Annotated in this window: 18 protein-coding genes; 8 read left to right on the forward strand and 10 right to left on the reverse strand. The window is 69.4% G+C overall.

Annotation, left to right across the window (positions count from 1 at the left end; genetic code table 11):
- The first annotated feature begins 24 nt into the window (after positions 1–24).
- Together SRB5_RS05660 and SRB5_RS05665 are read left to right on the forward strand one after the other, a co-directional pair.
- On the forward strand, positions 25–609 hold the full coding sequence (locus SRB5_RS05660; RefSeq protein WP_153450280.1) for a hypothetical protein: 585 nt from the start codon (positions 25–27) through the stop codon (positions 607–609).
- A 369-nt stretch (positions 610–978) separates the two neighbouring features.
- On the forward strand, positions 979–1869 hold the full coding sequence (locus SRB5_RS05665) for an ArsR/SmtB family transcription factor (RefSeq protein ID WP_194292842.1): 891 nt from the start codon (positions 979–981) through the stop codon (positions 1867–1869).
- Positions 1870–2021: 152 nt separating this feature from the next.
- On the opposite strand, the gene SRB5_RS05670 is transcribed toward SRB5_RS05665, so the two are convergent.
- The 3 genes from SRB5_RS05670 to SRB5_RS05680 all read right to left on the reverse strand — a co-directional run bounded on the left by SRB5_RS05670 (position 2022) and on the right by SRB5_RS05680 (position 3440).
- The gene (locus tag SRB5_RS05670; RefSeq protein WP_153450282.1) at positions 2022–2471 is read right to left on the reverse strand and encodes a peptidoglycan-binding domain-containing protein; all 450 of its coding nucleotides are present in this window, start codon (positions 2469–2471) and stop codon (positions 2022–2024) included.
- A 37-nt stretch (positions 2472–2508) separates the two neighbouring features.
- The gene (locus SRB5_RS05675) at positions 2509–2877 is read right to left on the reverse strand and encodes an SH3 domain-containing protein (protein ID WP_153450283.1); all 369 of its coding nucleotides are present in this window, start codon (positions 2875–2877) and stop codon (positions 2509–2511) included.
- A gap of 92 nt (positions 2878–2969) precedes the next feature.
- Positions 2970–3440 (reverse strand): hypothetical protein, encoded by a 471-nt coding sequence (locus SRB5_RS05680; RefSeq protein ID WP_153450284.1) that lies wholly within the window; start codon positions 3438–3440, stop codon positions 2970–2972.
- A gap of 912 nt (positions 3441–4352) precedes the next feature.
- On the opposite strand from SRB5_RS05680, the gene SRB5_RS05685 reads away from it, so the two are divergent.
- Entirely contained in the window at positions 4353–5783 is a 1431-nt protein-coding gene (locus SRB5_RS05685; RefSeq protein ID WP_153450285.1) for an endo-1,4-beta-xylanase, read from the forward strand.
- A gap of 437 nt (positions 5784–6220) precedes the next feature.
- Here the strand turns inward: SRB5_RS05685 and SRB5_RS05690 are convergent, their stop codons facing one another.
- From SRB5_RS05690 to SRB5_RS05700, 4 genes are read right to left on the reverse strand one after another with little or no spacing between them, the layout of a single operon-like run.
- The gene (locus SRB5_RS05690; protein WP_153450286.1) at positions 6221–7666 is read right to left on the reverse strand and encodes a phytoene desaturase family protein; all 1446 of its coding nucleotides are present in this window, start codon (positions 7664–7666) and stop codon (positions 6221–6223) included.
- Positions 7663–9492: a DUF3556 domain-containing protein gene (locus SRB5_RS05695; RefSeq protein ID WP_153450287.1), complete on the reverse strand. Its 1830-nt coding sequence runs from the start codon at positions 9490–9492 to the stop codon at positions 7663–7665. The genes SRB5_RS05690 and SRB5_RS05695 overlap by 4 nt, the downstream gene beginning before the upstream one ends.
- A 1-nt stretch (position 9493) precedes the next feature.
- Complete coding sequence (locus SRB5_RS36275) at positions 9494–9697, reverse strand: AMP-binding enzyme (RefSeq protein ID WP_323377120.1); 204 nt, start codon at positions 9695–9697, stop codon at positions 9494–9496.
- Complete coding sequence (locus tag SRB5_RS05700) at positions 9694–10608, reverse strand: class I adenylate-forming enzyme family protein (protein WP_228389792.1); 915 nt, start codon at positions 10606–10608, stop codon at positions 9694–9696. The genes SRB5_RS36275 and SRB5_RS05700 overlap by 4 nt, the downstream gene beginning before the upstream one ends.
- 651 nt (positions 10609–11259) lie before the next feature.
- On the opposite strand from SRB5_RS05700, the gene SRB5_RS05705 reads away from it, so the two are divergent.
- The 4 genes from SRB5_RS05705 (at position 11260) to SRB5_RS05720 (ending at position 14401) form a co-directional block, all read left to right on the forward strand.
- Positions 11260–12639 (forward strand): outer membrane protein assembly factor BamB family protein, encoded by a 1380-nt coding sequence (locus SRB5_RS05705; RefSeq protein ID WP_194292843.1) that lies wholly within the window; start codon positions 11260–11262, stop codon positions 12637–12639.
- A 217-nt stretch (positions 12640–12856) separates the two neighbouring features.
- The gene (locus tag SRB5_RS05710; protein WP_153450289.1) at positions 12857–13672 is read left to right on the forward strand and encodes an SAM-dependent methyltransferase; all 816 of its coding nucleotides are present in this window, start codon (positions 12857–12859) and stop codon (positions 13670–13672) included.
- A 151-nt stretch (positions 13673–13823) separates the two neighbouring features.
- Positions 13824–14108 carry a hypothetical protein gene (locus SRB5_RS05715; protein ID WP_153450290.1) on the forward strand — a complete coding sequence of 95 codons (285 nt, stop codon included), beginning with the start codon at positions 13824–13826 and terminating at the stop codon, positions 14106–14108.
- Positions 14105–14401, forward strand: a complete 297-nt coding sequence (locus SRB5_RS05720) for a hypothetical protein (protein WP_228389793.1) — start codon at positions 14105–14107, stop codon at positions 14399–14401. Before SRB5_RS05715 ends, SRB5_RS05720 begins: the two co-directional genes overlap by 4 nt.
- A gap of 22 nt (positions 14402–14423) precedes the next feature.
- Here SRB5_RS05720 and SRB5_RS05725 read toward each other — a convergent pair whose 3' ends face one another.
- The 3 genes from SRB5_RS05725 to SRB5_RS05735 form a co-directional block, all read right to left on the reverse strand.
- On the reverse strand, positions 14424–15476 hold the full coding sequence (locus SRB5_RS05725) for a serine hydrolase domain-containing protein (RefSeq protein ID WP_323377121.1): 1053 nt from the start codon (positions 15474–15476) through the stop codon (positions 14424–14426).
- Between the two features lie 357 nt (positions 15477–15833).
- The gene (locus tag SRB5_RS05730; RefSeq protein ID WP_323377122.1) at positions 15834–16502 is read right to left on the reverse strand and encodes an HNH endonuclease family protein; all 669 of its coding nucleotides are present in this window, start codon (positions 16500–16502) and stop codon (positions 15834–15836) included.
- Between the two features lie 162 nt (positions 16503–16664).
- Entirely contained in the window at positions 16665–17534 is an 870-nt protein-coding gene (locus SRB5_RS05735; protein WP_194292844.1) for a phenylalanine 4-monooxygenase, read from the reverse strand.
- 144 nt (positions 17535–17678) lie between these two features.
- Here SRB5_RS05735 and SRB5_RS05740 point away from each other — a divergent pair, with 144 nt between their 5' ends.
- Positions 17679–18047 (forward strand): hypothetical protein, encoded by a 369-nt coding sequence (locus SRB5_RS05740; RefSeq protein WP_153450294.1) that lies wholly within the window; start codon positions 17679–17681, stop codon positions 18045–18047.
- The last annotated feature ends 7 nt before the right edge of the window (positions 18048–18054 follow it).

Here is an 18054-nt window from a genome sequence, read left to right on the forward strand (position 1 = left end):
GCCGCCATCATCCAGAATCGAGGCATGGACGTCCCCAAGCTCCTGGAAGCCGCCTCGCTGCTCGTCCCCGAAGCCGTCGCCACCGAGAACGACATCACGGTGAACGACGTCTGGGAGTACCTCGCCCACGACGAGTGGGAAGTCGCTCTCGACCTGCTGGAGGAACTCGGCGACGCCCACCCGCTCCCGCTCACCTTCTGGGACACCCTCGCCACCGCCGCCGAGCGAATGAGCCTCGAAAGGAGCGCGGCCTGGTGCCACTGGCGCTGCTACGAAACGCGCCACGGCATCATCCGGGCCGACCTCACCCTCAGGCCGCCGCAGGAGGCCACCCGGCAGACACCCTTTTCCGGAGCCGGCGTCCTGCGACCCATGTGGGACATCGGAGACACGACCCCGACCGGCGAACCCAACCTCCACGTAGCCCGACTCTGGGTGGAGTTCACACCTGCCATGGACCCGGGAGGCCGGGCCACCGTGCGTCTTGCCCCACTTGTCCCATCCAGGTGGCGGCAGCTTCAGCCCGGTCAATCGATCACCATGCACGAAGACCGCACGATCGCCGGCACGGCGATCGTCCTAGAGATCCAGCACCCGCCTGCCGCGTAGCAGCCACATTCAGTGGCATCAAATGCCCTGATCGTCCGCTTTTCCTGGATAAAGCTTCAATTACGATCCGGTGACCCTTTGGCGGGGCGGCGCCCCCTGCGCGGGCTGACGCAACCGGCTGACCAGCGCCTTTCCAACGAAGGCAGAGTGACTGCGAGCCCGTACGTCGGCTCCGGCGCGAAAAACCGGACGGAACGTGGAACCACGTCGCACACGTCTTAACGGAGTAGAGGGCGCCACGGCCGACCGCCGTGGGGGGAAGCGTTTTCGGGGGGGCTGCGCATGGGTGTGTTACGGCTGCACTTCTCGTCCGGTGACCTGGGACGCACACGGGTCGCCTGCCAACCGGACCCGCTCTGGGAGCTGGTCATGAGCGCCAACCTGCTGGGAAACCGCGACGGCAGGGCCGTGTTCGCTGCCTGGCGCACCGAAGCCCGGACCCGGCTGGAGAAGCTCCCCCGCAGCGTGGGCCAGCTCATCCGCCTCCTGGCCCCACCGAGCGGCGACTTCCCCGACCTCCTCACCCCGCTGGCCGCCCAGAAGGGCATCGAAGCGGGCATCGACGCCGTACTGTCCACGCGGCGCCGGCAACTCGCGCGCGAACTGACGGCCCTGAGCCGAATCCCCTCCTGGGCAGGTCCGCTGATACGCGGCGAACTCGAGGCCCTCACGGTGCTCGGCCAAGCCCTCAAGGACTACTTCGCCCACGTGATGGGCCCCTGCTGGCCACGCGTCCAGGCCCAGATCGAAGCGGACCGGGTCCGGCGCGCCAGGGCCTTCATGGCAGGAGGCGCCGACGGCCTCCTCGACAGCCTGCGCCCCACCCTCCGCTGGCAGTCCCCGGTGCTCGAGGCCGACTACCCCACGGACCGCGACATCCACCTCGACGGCCGCGGACTGCTCCTGATCCCCTCGGTGTTCTGCTGGCGCACCCCGGTGACGTGGATCGACCCGGCGCTGCCACCGGTCGTCGTCTACCCGGTCGACCGCACCCCCACCTGGTGGACACCGGAACCCACCACCCGCCGGACCGACCCACTGGCATCCCTGCTGGGCGCCACCCGAGCCGACCTCCTCCGGGCAGCCACCGACGGCGGCGCCAGCGGCGAACTCGCCCGCCGCACCGGAAACTCACCCGCCATCACCAGCTACCACCTCAAGGTGCTGCGCGAAGCCGGACTGGTCATCGCCCTCCCGGACGGACCGCAGATCCTGTATGCGGCTACCCCGCTGGGGCGGGGTTTGGCAGCGATGCCGTGACGCTCATGGCCGACACTCACCGCAGAGGGTCGTGACAACCCAACATGCCCCCGCGCGGGCGCCGCACGGGGGCATGGGTTCGTCGTTTCTACCCGGACGAGAGGTTGCCGCTCAGTTCCCGATCCCCCTCGAGCCGCGGATCGTGGGCTTGCCTAGGCGGATGTGTCGAAGTAGCCGCAGGCGACGTCGCCCTCCCAATTACCGAAATGCATCATGTAGTTGCGGGTCTGCGGACCGTAGATGCCGTCGGCGGAGATCCTGTGGTACTGCTGGGCAGCCTTGACGGCGGCCTCGGTCTTCGGGCCATAGCTGCCGTCGCGGGCGATGTTGAACACTGCCAGACGTGGCCCGCGCAGGTAGTAGCACTGGTAGAGCGAGGTCTGCAGGGTCTTGACGCCCTCGCCGCCCGCGCCGCGCTGCAGGTGGCAGTAGGTGTCTCCGCCGGAGGTGGAGGGCACGGCGATGTACGACATGGTGGTCCTGGCTTCCACGTAGCTGGCTGTGGAGCATACGGGACTCGCGGATGCGGGGCCGGCGGCGACCGCGACGGTGCCCAGGGCCAGCCCGAGGGTGATGAGGAGCGGGACGAGCTTGTTCTTCATGGATACCTCCGGTCGTTGGAAGGGCTGCTGCGACGGATCAGAAGCCGCAGTAGGGTCCGGCTCCGTTCCCGGGCAGCAGGGAGTCCTTCACCCATCCGAACCGGTCGTCGTGCTGGTTGTAGAGATACGTCCAGGTGCCGTTCTCGCCGACAGTCCAGCAGTAGTAGATGAGGTAGTCCTGGTTGTCGGCCCAGCCGACGACCTTGCAGGCAGTGCTGGAGCCGCTGCGCATATTGGCGCTGACGCCCGCGGTCATCCGTGCGCTGCCGCCCACCATGATGACCCCGGGACGACCGCAGGACGCGCTTGCCGCGGCGGGCCCGGCGGCTCCCGCGGCAAGCGCGAGTGGAGTGATGATCATTCCGACCGCCAGCGCGGCCAGCTTCGCCTGTCGACTTCCTCGCATGACACATCCTTTGATCGGGCCCGGGCGGTCGCCACGGGCAGGAGGACAGACTTCCGAGAGACGGATCGGGGTGTGGTCGTCGGTCGGCCCACTCAGAACCCGGCCGGCGGAGCCTCGTTCGTGTACACGTGGCCGTACGACGAGTTGGCGCCGTAGCCGATGCGGATGAAGAAGTTCGTCGCCCGGCCGTTGAAGCTCGCCGTCTTCTTCGTCCACACGCCGTTGCACTCGCTGGCCTGTGCGTATGTTCCGGCCGGTGACTGGATGACGTTCGACTTGGCGCAGACACCGTCGGTGGCGGCGTCCAGCAGTTCGAACCGGACGGTCTGCCAGTAGGAGCCGTCGTAGATGTTCTTGCCCCAGGTGACGGTGCAGTTCCGGAGCCTGGCGTGGGTCGCGCCGTTCTTGTCGTTGACCCACAGCGACTCGCAGGTCGTCGTCTGCGTACGGTCGCCGGTGTCGGCGACGGCGGTGCCCGGCGCGGCGACGGCGATCCCGAGGGCGGCGGTCAGCCCCAGCGCCATGGTGCCGGCCACGGACTTGCGTGACGTACGTGTGTGCATTGCTTCCCCCTCTGCGGATGACGCGCTCCAGAGTCTGGCCCGGTGGGGCACAGCCGTGCGACACGCTCCAACTCTGGTCTGAACCGGCTGGTAGGCGCGGCCCCGGCGGGCGCGGACATGGTGCGCTGTCGGATCTTTTACGGGCGGGTCCTCTGAGGTGCCCACCGTGCGGGCAGAACTGCGGAGCGACCGGCCGGGGCGCAGTGCCGAAAATTTTCGAAGAATTTCCGGATGTTCCAGCGCTGCGAGCCAGGAAATCAGGGTCTTCCGGTCAGGACTTGCCGCAGATCTGTCCGCGAACAGCGCCTGGCGTCCGTGCTCGTCTCGGCTCAGGGCCAGGTGCAGGCCAATCACTGGTGATGGAGCCGGGGGTGTGGTGACCTCTCGGCTGATCGCTCGGGTCTGAAATCTTTCGGCCCGAGACCGGAAAATTCTGCGGAAGGTGTTGACGATCCACCGTCAAGGCTCAATCATTCCTGTCTGAGGGTCCGGTCGCTGTTCGGTATCTCGAACCGCGTCGGCCGCCCTGGGCGGTGCTGCGCCGCAGCTCCCTCCGCACCGCCGTACGACAGATCCGCACACCGAAGCACCCGTGTCAGACCGTTCCACACCGATGCTCCCAATTTCACTCCGGTGAGGTCCGCACCCGTGCGTCCCGGCTCTTCGCGCAAGCGGAGAGTCACGCGACGCCGTGTGGCGGCCCCCGGCTGAGCCGCTGGGGAGCACCTCCATGCCCGTACGGAAACACCACCGTCCGCAGGCCGAGCGGATGCCGCCCGTGCCGGGGCGAGACCGCCCCAACCGCGGTCCTCGGCGATTCCGTGCTGTCGGGTTCTGGCTCATCACGTCCGTGTGCCGAGTGGCAACGGACGACTCCTTTCCCTTCGTGACCCATCCCCTGGAGGCACCGTCATGGGCTCGTACGCCCTTCCACGCCCAGATCTCCGCCGCACGCTCCGCGGCCTGCTGCCATCGCTGGCCGCCGGCCTCCTCGCGGCCGCCGCGCTGACCGCGCCGGCGCCCGCCCACGCCGCCGAGAGCACGCTCGGCGCCGCAGCGGCGCAGAGCGGCCGCTACTTCGGCACCGCCATCGCCTCAGGCAGGCTGGGCGACTCGGCGTACACGTCGATCGCGAGCCGCGAGTTCAACATGGTGACGGCCGAGAACGAGATGAAGATCGACGCCACCGAGCCGCAGCGGGGCCAGTTCAACTTCTCCGCCGGTGACCGCGTCTTCAACTGGGCGGTGCAGAACGGAAAGAAGGTGCGCGGCCACACCCTGGCCTGGCACGCCCAGCAGCCCGGCTGGATGCAGAACCTCAGCGGCAGCACGCTGCGCCAGGCGATGATCGACCACATCAACGGCGTGATGGCCCACTACAGGGGCAAGATCGCTCAGTGGGACGTCGTGAACGAGGCATTCGCCGACGGCAGCACGGGGGCGCGGCGCGACTCCAACCTGCAGCGCACCGGCAACGACTGGATCGAGGTCGCCTTCCGCACCGCGCGCACTGCCGACCCGGCCGCCAAGCTCTGCTACAACGACTACAACATCGAGAACTGGACCTGGGCCAAGACCCAGGGCGTGTACAACATGGTCCGCGACTTCAAGCAGCGCGGCGTGCCGATCGACTGCGTCGGCTTCCAGTCGCACTTCAACAGCGGCAGCCCCTACAACAGCAACTTCCGTACCACGCTGCAGAACTTCGCCGCCCTCGGCGTCGACGTGGCCATCACCGAACTCGACATCCAGGGCGCCTCGTCCACGACGTACGCCAACGTGACCAACGACTGCCTGGCCGTCTCACGCTGCCTCGGCATCACCGTCTGGGGCGTACGCGACACCGACTCCTGGCGGTCGGGGGACACCCCGCTCCTGTTCAACGGCGACGGCAGCAAGAAGCCCGCGTACACCGCCGTCCTCAACGCGCTCAACGGCGGCTCCTCCACCCCGCCCGGGGATTCCGGACTGATGATCAGGGGCGTCGGCTCGGGCCGCTGCGTGGACGTGCCCAACGTCAGCACCGCCGACGGCACCCGGGTCCAGCTGTGGGACTGCAACAACGGCACCAACCAGCAGTGGACGCAGACGGCGTCCGGCGAGCTCAGGGTCTACGGCAACAAGTGCCTGGACGCCGGCGGCAGCGGTAACGGCGCCGGTATCCAGATCTACAGCTGCTGGGGCGGCGACAACCAGAAATGGCGCCTCAACTCCGACGGATCCATCGTCGGCGTCCAGTCCGGCCTCTGCCTCGACGCCGTCGGAGCCGGCACCGCCAACGGCACCCAGATCCAGCTCTACTCCTGCTCGGGCGGCAGCAACCAGCGCTGGACCCGCTCCTGAGGGGTCCAGCCCCGAAGAAGAAAGCTGAACCGGGGGAGGCTTACGGCGCGGCCTCCCCCGCCCCTCCCGGCGCGTCGGCGGTGGACACCCAGGCCCGGTACGTCCCGGTCAACCGCAACAGCGGCAAGCGGCTGGACGTATCCGGCGTGTCCACCGCCGACGGCGCGGGGTCAGTCAGCGGACCGGCTCCTCCCGGAGCCCCGGATTCGTGCCCGAGACCATGAACGGATGCCCGAGGACCCGAACTCGATGCCCGACTTGTGGCCGCTCGTGCCGTCCCGGGCCCGCCGGCTGGTTGCAGGAGCTGTCCGGCGACGGGGCCGGAACGATCCCGGCCAACCGCTCCGCGAGACGGCTCGATTTCGAGGACGGCCGAGGGGGCCTGCTGCCACCGCTGATGACGACGTCATTTCCGGCGCGGCCTCCGGGCCGTGCAGTCATCGATTGCTCTTGGCCCGCCTCAGCTGCCGCAGAGCGCTCTCCGCGGCATGGAACCCGCCCATGCCATGGACACCCGCGCCGGGGGGCGTGGCCGACGAGCACAGATACAGACCGGGCACGCCGAGTGAGTACGGATTCGCCGCGACCCGGGGCCGGGCGATGATCTGGCGCGCGGTGTTCGCGCCGGCGCTGATGTCACCCCCGATGTAGTTCGCGTTGTACGAGGCCATGGCACCGGTGTTCCGTGCCGCCACGGCCAGGATTCGGGCGCGGAATCCCGGGGCGAATCTCTCGACCTGGCCGAGGATTGCCTCGGTGGCGTCGCCGGTGTAGCCGTTCGGTACGTGGGCGTAGGCGTAGATCGGGTTGGCGGTGGGCGAGGAGCGGGACGGGTCGGCGAGGTACTGCTGGCCGAGCAGGACGAACGGCTGGTCCGGCATGCCGCCGGCCTCGGTCTGGGCTTCGATCCGCGCGATCCGGGCGGCCGAGCCGCCGAGGTGGACGGTGCCCGCCCGGCGGCAGTTCTCGTTGGTCCACGGGATGTCGCCCTCGATGGCGACGTCGAGCTTGAAGGCGCCCGGGCCGTACGCGTAGCGCTCCAGCGCGCGGCGGACCCGGGCGGGCAGCGTCTGGCCGGCGATGGCCACGGCGCCGGCGGGGGAGGTGTCGAGGACGGTCACGTCCGGGCGGGAGCCGGTGAGTTCCGTGAGCTGGTCGAGGGAGCGGACCCTGACCCCGGTGAGCACCCGGCCGCCGTACTCGGCCAGTTCGGCGAGCAGCGCCCTGGTGATCGCCTCGCTGCCGCCCCGGGCGACCGGCCAGCCGACGGTCAGCGTGGCGGCCGTCAGCATCATCCCGACGGAGCTGCTCAGGGGCTGGTCGAGCCGACCGAACTTGTGCGCTGCCACGCCCATGAACAGGGCGCGCGCCGGCTCGTCCTCGAACATCCGGGCGAGCCGTGTGGCCGGCAGCAGTGCCCGCATCCCGAACCGGCCCAGGGCGACCGGGTGACGCGGGAGGTGGGCGACGGGCCGGAGCACCTCGTCGATGAGGTCGTCGTAGCCGCGGACCGTCGCAGCGAAGAGCCGGCGCCAGCGGTCCGCGTCCACGCCGAGGGAGGCGGCGGTCAGCGCGGCGTCGCGTGCCGCGACTCCAGCCCGGCCGTCGTCGAGGGGATGGGCGAGGTCGATGTCGGGCCACAGCCACTTCAGACCGTGACGCTCCAGGTCGAGCGCACGGAAGTACGGCGAGGCGACCCCCGTGGGGTGGAAGGCCGAACAGTCGTCGTGGAGCAGGCCGGGCAGGGTGCGTTCGCTGGTGCGGGTGCCGCCGCCGGGCCGGTCCGCGGCCTCGAGCACGGTGACCTCGTGGCCCGCGTGGGCGAGGCGGATCGCGGCGGCGAGCCCGTTGGGCCCGCTGCCGACGACGACGGAGTGGGTCATGCGTGCGACTCCGGTTGTGCGGTGATGCCGTGGAAGTCCGGGTGACGCCAGGACACCGTGAGCGGTACGGGTCCGTTCGGCAGCCAGGGCTGTTCCCTGACGCATTGGCGCACGTCCCACGTACCCCGCTCGACGACACCGAGGGCGGCGTCGATGATCCGGTAACGCTGCGGTACGGAGGTCCGCCATGGCGTGGCCTGCGACTCGCAATAGACCACGACCAGGTCGCCAGGGGCGAGGTCCAGCCGGTCCTGGACCGCGGCGACAAGGCGCTCGTCGTGCAGATGCCCGTCGCCGAAGTTCCAGCCGAGGACGGAGTTGCAGACGAATTCCCCCTCGCGGATCGTCCGTGCCTCGACGTCGGGGAGCCGGTCGATCAGTACCGAGAAGAGGCCTCGGCCCTGGCTGTGCATCGAGCGGAAGGCGAGCGCCTTCTGCATGGTCAGCTCGGCGTCCTCGGGCGAGTACGGCGTCGGCCACATGCGCTGGAGCTGGTCGAGCTGGTTCTCGACGAGGGGCAGTTCGTTGAGCCGGGCCTCGACGCCCGGCTTCATCGCCCAGACGCCGGATGCCCAGTTGCCCGCGTACTGACGCATCGAGGGGAGGAACGAGACCAGATCGGGCCGCAGGTTGCCCAGCACCGGCCCCCACAGCAGGAGCGCGAAGACCGGGAGCAGCAGGACCGGGTGTTCCATGTCCCCTATGTTGTACGTCGAGGCGTCGAAACCGACCCACAGCACGATGGCGACGTAGCCGAAGAAGACGTTCCACTCCAATGGCACAGCGAGGGGGAACGTCGAGGTGATGAAGAGGTGGAAGACCAGCATCACCATGGCTCCCACGACGGCCACGGTGGTGTTCGCGGTCAGCATGAGGACGAGCGGGACCAGCACCTCCACCGTCGTACCGCCGACGTGCGCGAGGAACCACGCCAAGCCCGACGGAAGAACGCCGCCGTCGCGGTAGTGGGCCCGCTTGACGGCGTTCGGCTGCCCCGGGGTGTTGGAGATCATGACGGGGACGACGCTGACGAAGTGCTCGCCGAGCTTGGAGACGCCGGCGCCGATCCACACCACACAGATGATCAGCTTGAACGCCACGACGAGGTCGACGAAGTCGCCCGGCGTCGCCCCGTCGCGCAGCACGAGCGCGCCCAGGACCGCCGAGAACAGCATGACCGGCAGATACTGCTCGGAGCGCGCGGACAGGAAGACGACCTTGTCGCGCAGTCCCATCAGCGGCATCAGGACCAGCAGCGGGACGAACGCGACCGGCGGTACGAGCTCCTGCGGATCCGTGCCGGACGGCAGGAGGGCGACGGGCTCGGTGCCCGCGAGCAGCGGCCACGCGAGTGAGCCCAGGACGGCCACGTACAGCAGTACGTCGAACCACGTCCGGGTGTGGCCGCCGGTCAGCGGGACCTTGCCGGGCCAGGGGGCCATCCGGACGGTGCCGGGCCGCAGCCAGAACCGTACGTTGCCGATCATCGGCGCGAAGTGCCCGCACAGCGGGCCGAACGTGCCGCCGAAGCCGAGCACCTCGAGGGCCATCAGCCAGACGGCGAGCTTTTGGTAGGCGGCGACGCTGTCGAACCAGGTGCCCGGATCGGTGAAGGACACGTGGTCGGTGGTGGCGGAGGTGAGGGCCAGGCCGACGACGAAGTAGAGGCCCAGCATCTTCAGGACGTAGATCACGTGCAGCACGCGGGGCGTGTTGAAGCCCTCGGTGACCCAGGTCGTCGTCATGTGCCGGATCCGCTCCTGCAGCGGAAGGGCGAGGACTTCGGCGGCGGGCCTCGGCTCGGGGGCGGGCGTGAGGAATCCCATGTCATGCCTCCGTGGTCTGTGCCCGCAGGGCGGGCTTGTTCATGGGCAGCGCCGCGAGGATCGTGATGCCGACCGGAACCGTCACCTTGGTCAGGTCGGCCGCGCACAGCTCGCGGAGCTCGCCGGGCGTGATGTCGCGTTCGGCGTGCAGCGTGACGTATGCGGCCGGTTCCTCGCCGAGGGCGGGGTGCGGCCGGCCGATCACCGCCGCCTCCAGGACGGCCGGATGCGTGTGCAGGACGGTCTCGATCTCCTTGGGGCGGAGGTCGCTTCGGGGCGGTTGAGATAGCCGCGCATGACGTTGGCGCCGCGGACGACGACCTCGCCGCGCTCGCCCGCCGGGAGGAGGTCGCCGTCGGGAGACATGACGGCCACTTCCTGACCGGGCAGCGCGACGCCGACGGTGCCGATCTTGCGCGGCCCGTCCAGCGGATTGGCGGTCGACGCGCAGGTGCCTTCGGTGAGGCCGTAACCCTCGATGAGGGGGAAGCCGAAGCGTTCCTCGGCGGCCCGCAGCTCGGTGACCGCCTTCAGGAACTCCACCGGGTGGAACCGGGCCAGGATCGAGAGCCGCCCGCCCGCCGGCATCGTGGCCAGGAAGCTCACGCAGATGGCGTTGACGTGGAAGAGCGGCAGGACCAGCAGGCAGTGGTCGGTGTCGGTGAGCCGGATGGCCTGAGCCATCGAGTCGGCCGTCGCAGCGAGGTTGGCGTGGTCCAGCCGGACACCCTGCGGGCGGCCGGTGGAGCCGCTGGTGCAGATGAGCAGATCCAGGTCGTCGGCGCCGGTATCGACGGAGGAGAGGACGCCGCCCCGGGCCTCGGTCCGCAGGTCGGTGGGCAGCAGGACGGGGCGGCCCGCGGTGCGCTCGTCGTCGGCACCGGCGACGACCGGCGCGGCGCCGGCGTCCTCGATCGTGATGAGCAGTTCCACCTGGTTGGGCAGCATCGCCGCGACGACCGATCCGTGGCCGACACCCAGTTCGGGGAACTGCTCCGCGGCGGCCTCGACCCGGTCGCGGAAGTCGCCGTAGGACAACTCCTGGGTCTCGTCGCGCATACAGGGGCGGGCGGTCACCAGGTCCGTACTCAGCCAGGGCATGTGTGCGAGTGTCATTCCCGAAACGTATGGATCCTGAACGACAATGGCACCGTGTCGGAGACACGAAATCTCCCGTGGCGTATATCCGCCTGATCGCGCCGACATGGTGGAGCCGCTTAACAACGTCATAGCCACGGACGGCTGTACTCCCGACCAGCGCCCGCAAGCCCGACCACCTCAGTGGCAGCCCCCTGGTCTCGGGATTGGCGTCAACATGCTGCCGGCTTGCCACCCGTTGCGGGACTCCGGTGAACGCCCCACTCGATCGGGTTATTAACTGACTGGGACGGTTCTGCCCACAGATCTTACGAATAGCCTTCCCCCTCAACCGGAAGATCACGGCCGCCATCCCCGGACGTACGCGGCCGCCCTACGAGACCTCCCAGCAAGGAATCACGCATGCCCGGCACGACCCGCCCCCGCGCCACGCCCGACCTCGACACGCCGACCAGCCGCCCCCTGCGGTCTCAGCCAGGCCTCCAGCCGAACAGCCCGGATCTCCGCCCCGGGGGCCATGAACACCCCACACCCGTGCCCCCGTTCCCGCCGCAACAGGCCGTTCCCCGCGCCCGTGCCGGATCCGAACCCCGCGAACCACGACGGCCGGCGATGGTGCCCCGCCACCGGGGCCAGGCCCTACTGGCAGGCGCCGCCCTCGCAGTCGCAGTGCTCACCGGTTGCGCGGGACAGGAGCCATCCCAGCAAACCTCCACGACCTCCCGCAACAAGACTCCGAACGCACGGAACAACTCGGCGACGACACTCAAGCCCCGAACCACCACCGGCCGCGAACTCTTCGCGCTCCCCGTCCCGGACGGCATCGCCCACGGCGAACCGGTCTCCGCCCCCGACGCCTGGGCCGCCCCCGACACATACGTCACCACAGCGCCGTACGCGATCCAGGCCCACGACCCGCTCACCGGAGCCGAACAGTGGCACGTCCCCCTGCCCGGCCCGGTCTGCCGGGGCAGCGAGACCATGACCTCCGACGGCAAGGTCGCCCTCGTATTCAAGGCGACCCGCGCGGAAAACGGCTACTGCAACCGCCTCGCGGTCATCGACACCCACCGCGGAACCCTGCTCTGGCAACACCCCCTGCCCGGAAAAGGCACCAAGGGAATGGGCCTGACCGTCGCGGTCACCGACACCACCGCGGCAGCAGCCTGGAACCCACCGGGCTCGAGCACCTCCGGCGCCCTCGGCTACAGCCTGGACGGCACCAGGCAACTGTGGAACAAACCCCGCCCCGACACCGACCTGGGCAGCAGCCTGTGCGGCGAGGAGTACACCGGCGGCACCTGGCTCCACGTAACCCGCGGCTGCGTCAGCGACGGAATGACCTTCTTCTCCCTCCACCGCATCGACCCCGCCACAGGCAAGACGCTGTGGACCTACCGCGCCCGCGAACCGTACGCGGGCCTCTACCTGGCCGAGAGCAACCCCATGGTGCTCGCGGTCTACGACAAGCGCGACAAGACCGCCGACGAACCCGTCCTCACCCACGCCACCCGCCTGATCACCCTCGCCGACGACGGCACCGAACAAACCGAGATCCCCATCAAGGACCTGGACGCGGGATGCAGCGCCTTCACGGGCCGCTGCGGCGGCATCGTGGCCACCGCCGACACCATCTACATCGCCTCGGACTCCACCAAACACCCCGGCAAGATCACCGCCATCGACGCGAGCACCGGCGCCCGCAAATGGACCACGTCCGCACAGGACAACCGCGACCTCGCACCACTACGCGCCGACGGCCGCAACGGCGGCCTCATCGCCTACGAGTCCCCGGGCGAGACCCGGCACAGCACGATCGTCCCGGGCTCCGCAGCCCGCGTACTGCACCTCAACCCGGCCACCGGCACCCGCGAGGTCTGGCTCCAACTCCCGGACACCGGCGCCGAATCCCAGGACCACTTCAAGCTGTGGGGCTACGAGAACCTGCCCCTGTTCACCGCCGGCAGGCTCTACCTGCGCGACACCACCGTCGCCCCCTCCATCGGCAACCCACCCTGGACCCTCGCCTACGGAGCCGCCACCAACTGACCAGCGGCCTCCCGCACACTGAGCCATCGACAGGGGGGCGGCTTCACCCGGGCTGACCACAGCCCGGGCCCGGCGATCTACCCCACCTCGCCCACCGGATCGTCCGGATCAACAGACGCCCCCCGCACGGCTGTGCAGAATGCCCGATCACCCTGCCCAACCGGCAGGTGTACGGTCTTCATTGACACCGGCGTCGATTCCATCGAGGAAACCTTCCATGCCCGACGGCTCCATCAGCGACGACATACGGTCGACCCCTCCGATCGACCCCACCCGCCCGCACCAGGCCCGGGTGTGGAACTACTGGGCCGGCGGCAAGGACCACTACGCCGCCGACCGGGAGATGGCGGACCAGGTCATGCAGGTCTTCCCCGGCATAGTCGATGTGGCCCGCCAGTCCCGTCATTTCCTGATGCGCGCCGTGCGCCACCTGACCGTCGAAGCCGGTATCCGCCAGTTCCTCGACATCGGCACCGGCCTGCCCACCGCGAACAACACCCACGAGGTCGCCCAGGCCATCGACCCGACGTGTCGGATCGTGTACGTCGACAACGACCCTCTGGTGCTCACGCACGCCCGTGCGCTGCTTGCCTCGAGTCCGGAAGGGGCCACGGACTACATCGAAGCCGATGCACGCGACGTGGACCGCATTCTGGCCGGCGCCGCCGGAACACTGGACTTCACCCAGCCGGTGGCACTGATGCTGCTCGGGGTCCTGGGCAACGTGCCCGACTACGACCAGTGCCGCTCCATCGTGAAGCGACTGACGGACGCGGTCGTCCCCGGCAGCTACCTGGTGATCAACGACGGCATCGACACGGCCGAGCGGGAAGAGGCCACAGAGGGATACAACCAGAAGGCCGCCAACCCGTACACCAACCGCAGCCCCCGCCAGATCGCCGGCTTCCTCGACGGCGTGGAGCTGCTGGAACCCGGGGTCGTCTCCACGTCCCTCTGGCGCCCGGACGACCACCAGATCGGCGGCCCGCCGACCGAGGTCGGCGCCTGCTGCGGTGTCGGCCGCAAACGATAGGCTCCAACCTGGTTCCTGCATGCGGTAAGCGCCGACCGGAGCAGGCGGGGCTCGAACCCACGGCCGACGGATTATGAGTCCCCTACCCCGCAATTCGCGCTACCGTCGATGCAGCGGGATCGAGGATGCGACCGACCAGGAGGGGACGAGCATGACCGCTCAGCCGGAGTACACGGCGTCGGACCAACCGGCCCCCCAGATTCCCCACACCATCAACGCCATCGGCGGGGTTCTCGTCGGCGAGAACCGCGCCCGTTTCTACGGGGAAGTCCTCGCTGCCGACGAGTCCGACGTCGCCGCGGTCATGCGCCGCTGGTGGATGCGCGCGACGTTGGACGCGGCCCCCGGTGCGACCGAGAGCCGCGCGAACGCCCACGCCGGGCGCAACCTGGTCTCCCTGGACGACCTCATGGAGCGAGTGGATACCGTTCAGTGACCGAGGACCGACCCGCCCGGCGCAGCTGGACCGCCTCCGTGGAAGAACGATCTGCCGCGACCATCCTCGCGATGCCGCCGGATCTGGCGAAGCAGGTGACGAACTTCTTCGCCGCCCTGGCCCTGGAAGCCGGCGGCGCCCTCGCCGTCGGCCGCCGCCCGCCGGGCGACCTGCTGGACGACAGCCACAATCGCTACGGGCTGCAGATCCCCGGTGAGAGCGTCCTCTTTGAGTACGAACTGCATCACGACATCCGGGAGATCCGCATTCCCGTCATAGTCTGGCTGGGCTGAACACCTGCCTGCCGTCGGTGATTCAGCCGCCTGATCCTCCTCCGGCCGGGGCTCCGGTAATGGCCTGCCTCTCCTGCCCGATCATCTCCTGCAGCGGTGCGCCGTCGCGGTTGCCGAGGATGACGCCGACCCAGCCGCTGTCCGGATAGACGCTCCAGCTGGCGCCGACGCCGGGGTTGCCGCCGGCGCGCTGGTGGATCCACTGGCCGTTGACGATGGAGACCGGCATCCCGTACGCCCCGAACGACGCCGGTCCGTGGGGAGTCTTGGCGGCGGTGAGGACGTCGGCCCAGGGCCGGTCCAGGAGCGTGCCGTCGGCCAGCGCGCGGGCGAAGCGGACCAGGTCGGGCGCGGTGGCGAAGCCGCCGTCCCCGGGAGGGTCGATGAAGGCCCGGCCCGGATTCTTGCCGAGTACGTTCGGGTCCGGGCTGTCGGCGTCCAGGTTGCGTACGGCGTCCACCGTGCTGCCGTCTGCCAGTCGCATGTACGGGTGCGCGATGTGTTTGTCGGTGAGCCACTGAGGCCGGGTGCAGAACGCCGAGCCGGTCATGCCGCAGCGTCCGAAGATGTTCTCCTGCACGTAGTCCCAGTACGTCTCGCCGGTCACGGCCTCCACGATCAGGGCGGGTATGGTGACGTCCGCCTCCGTGTGGGCGGTGTTCGGGATGCCGGGGACGCCCACCAGTTCGGCCTGCCGGGCGCGCTGGTCGTAGTACTCGTGTACTTCGTCGCGGCTCTGGAAGACGCGTCGTACGTCCTCGTCCGGACTGACCAGCCCGGAGCTGCCGGACAACAGATGGTGGACGGTCACCCGCTCGGCGATCTCCTCGGCGAACCCCTTCAGATGGGTGCCCACGGTGTCCGACAGCTTGAGCCTGCCCTGCTGCGCCAACTGCAGGACGGCCACCGCGCCGAACGGCTTGCCCGCCGAGCTGAGGCTGAACGCGATGCCCTCGTGGTTGGCGATTCCTCTTTCTTCGTCGGCCGTGCCGTAGCTGCGGGACAACACCGTACGGCCATGGTGTGCCAACAGCACCACGCCCGAGAACCTGCCTTCGGCGGCCAGCTTTGCCACGTACCGGTCGTAGGCTCCGCCGGGCAGGGTGTCTGGAGGGATGCGGTCGGTCGGGGTCTGGTCGGCGTGCCCTTGGCGGGCGTTGACCAGCGATGTGCCTGCCACCGCACCGGCAGCCGCCAATCCTCCCCACCCGAGCAGCCACCGCCGGTGGACACCACGTGCGGAATCCGAATTCATGATTACAGTCCTTTTCCGATGGACGAACTGACCTGTGACGTTCAGTGGTCCACTGAAGACGGGTGACTGTTGCGCTGGCGTATGCGTTTTTCGATACGGTCGCGATACACGTTCCGGCGGATGGCCTGACCAGCCGGTATGTGGTCCCGGGACGCCCCCGCCCCGGGACCACGGCTGTTACGCGGGTTCGTAGACGACGGTGCTGGTGGGGCAGCTGACCGCGAGGGCCTGGAGTGCGATCTGCTCGGCGGTGTCGATCGTCAGGCCCCAGCGGAGTTTCGTCGCGGTCCATTCGGTGGCGTAGCGGCACACGGCCTCGGGGGCGGGCGGCAGCCATTCGGCGGGGTCCTGGTCGGACTTGGAGCGGTTGGAGCCCGCGGTGACGGCGATGAGGCTGGTGGACTGTCCGAGGTCGTTGGCGTAGGCCTCGCGGCGTTCGGGGGTCCAGGCGGAGGCGCCGGAGTCCCAGGCCTCGGCGAGGGGGACCATGTGGTCGATGTCGAGGTTGGAGGCGGCGGTGACGATGGTGTTGTCGTAGTACGACCACCAGGAGCCGCCGGTCAGGGCGCAGCGGGAGCCGACGGTGGGTGGGGTGACGGCTTCGGCGAGGAGGACTTCGTTGCGGGTGTTGCAGCCGTCGGTGGGGTTGGCGCCGGAGTTCCAGTGCTTGAAGGCTTCGCGGGTGTAGCCCTCACGGGACTCGGCGCCCAGGGGCAGGAGGGTGATGGCTTCGCCGAGGGGGAGTACGGAGGGGTCGGGGGCGGCGGCGTGCGCGGGGGCGGCGGCCGTGAGGGACGCGAGGGCGAGTGAGATCGCGGCGAGGCCGCGGGTGAGGTTCTTGATCACCAAGCGTGTGTATCGGCTGGTCACGGGCCGGTCGGAGGGCCACGCCGCCGGTGGCGCGAGGATGACCGCCATGGCCCAACGCCGCACTGACTTGCCGTTACGGCCGGTGGTTTCCCTGCCTCGTCGCGGACGCCAGGGGCACGGCCGGTGGCCCGAGGAGCGTCAGGTGTGTGTACGGCCGGGCGGTGCGCTGTCGTCGTCGAGCCGGGTCAGGAAGGCCCGCAGGATGTCGGTGACCTCCTCCAGACTCCGGGCGGCGAAGAGCACCGGCTGGTAGCCGCTGATGGCGTATCTGGTGGTGAGGACGGCGTCGATGTCGAGCGGGCGGACGGTGGAGCGGTGGAGTTGCCGTATCTCGCCGTAGGAGGAGAGCAGGGCGGCACCGTATGCCTTGGGACGGCCGTCTTCGTCGAGGACTCCGTACTCCAGGGTGAACCAGTAGGCGTCGCTGATCATCTGCAGTACGTCCGGGTTGTCGATCCTCGTCACCGTCTGCCCGATCAGCCGGTAGATGTCGGCGAACTGCGAGTGCGAGAGGTGGATGCCGTGGCCGAGGACGTCGTGAATGACATCGGGTTCCGGGGTGAACATGGGCATCGCCGGGTGGCGGACGAACTGGACCGCGTGGAAGTAGCCGCGGGCCATCGCCCCGAGGAACCGCTTGTTGGCGACCGGACCACCCGCCAGCGTGAAATCGAAACCCGTCAGGGCGCGCAGCCGCGCGCCGACCTCCGTGTGCTGGGGGATTCTGTCCGCGGGGATGGGGGCCTGTTCCCTGGCCTGCAGGACCGCCCGGCAGGCATGCTCGGCCTGCGTGCTCCACACAACGCGGTGAACCCTGCGCCAGGTCTGGTGCTCGGCACTGCTGTACGCCACTGGTGGCGACGGATCCCCCACCCGATGGCCGCGAGCGGACGCGGCGATCGCCTGCCGGCGCCGCAGATATGCCGGATCTGCGAATCCGGGGTGCTCCGAGGCGGTGCCCAGCCGGCCATCAGCCGCGATCGGGGTGCGGAACTGGGAATCGGTCACGGCTTGAGACTGCCAAACGGCGGGACCGGCGGATCCATCGCTCGGGCAGGTTTCCTGCATGATCGGTTTGTTTCACGCGGTCGGCCCACTATCTGGGTCCAACAATCCGTTGTTTCCTTGTCTCGTTGAGGTAGGGTGAGCCGCATGCCCGAAGACGCCGATGACGAGGCCCGCCGCCACCTGGCGGCACTCGCGGGCGGCCCCGCCGACCCCGACACCCCGGCCCAGCGTCTTGCCCAGGACGCGGCCCTGGTCGGCAGGATGCTGGCCGCAGCGGACACCCACCGCGCTCCGGAGGACGAGGCGGCTGTCGCCGCGGCGCTCGCTCTGCTCGCGGGGCTGCGTCTGTCGCTGGACCGGCTCGAGGCCGGCGTGGTGCTGGAAGCCCGGCGCTGCGGCATGGACTGGCGGCAGATCGCCGCGCGTCAGGGCCTGAACTCCTCCCAGGCGGCCTCCCAGCGCTACCAGCGACTGGTGACCCGCCTGGAGGAGATCCGCCAGGGCGTGCGGTAGAAGAGGC

The organism is Streptomyces smaragdinus (assembly GCF_009604385.1).
GTDB lineage: Bacteria > Actinomycetota > Actinomycetes > Streptomycetales > Streptomycetaceae > Streptomyces > Streptomyces smaragdinus.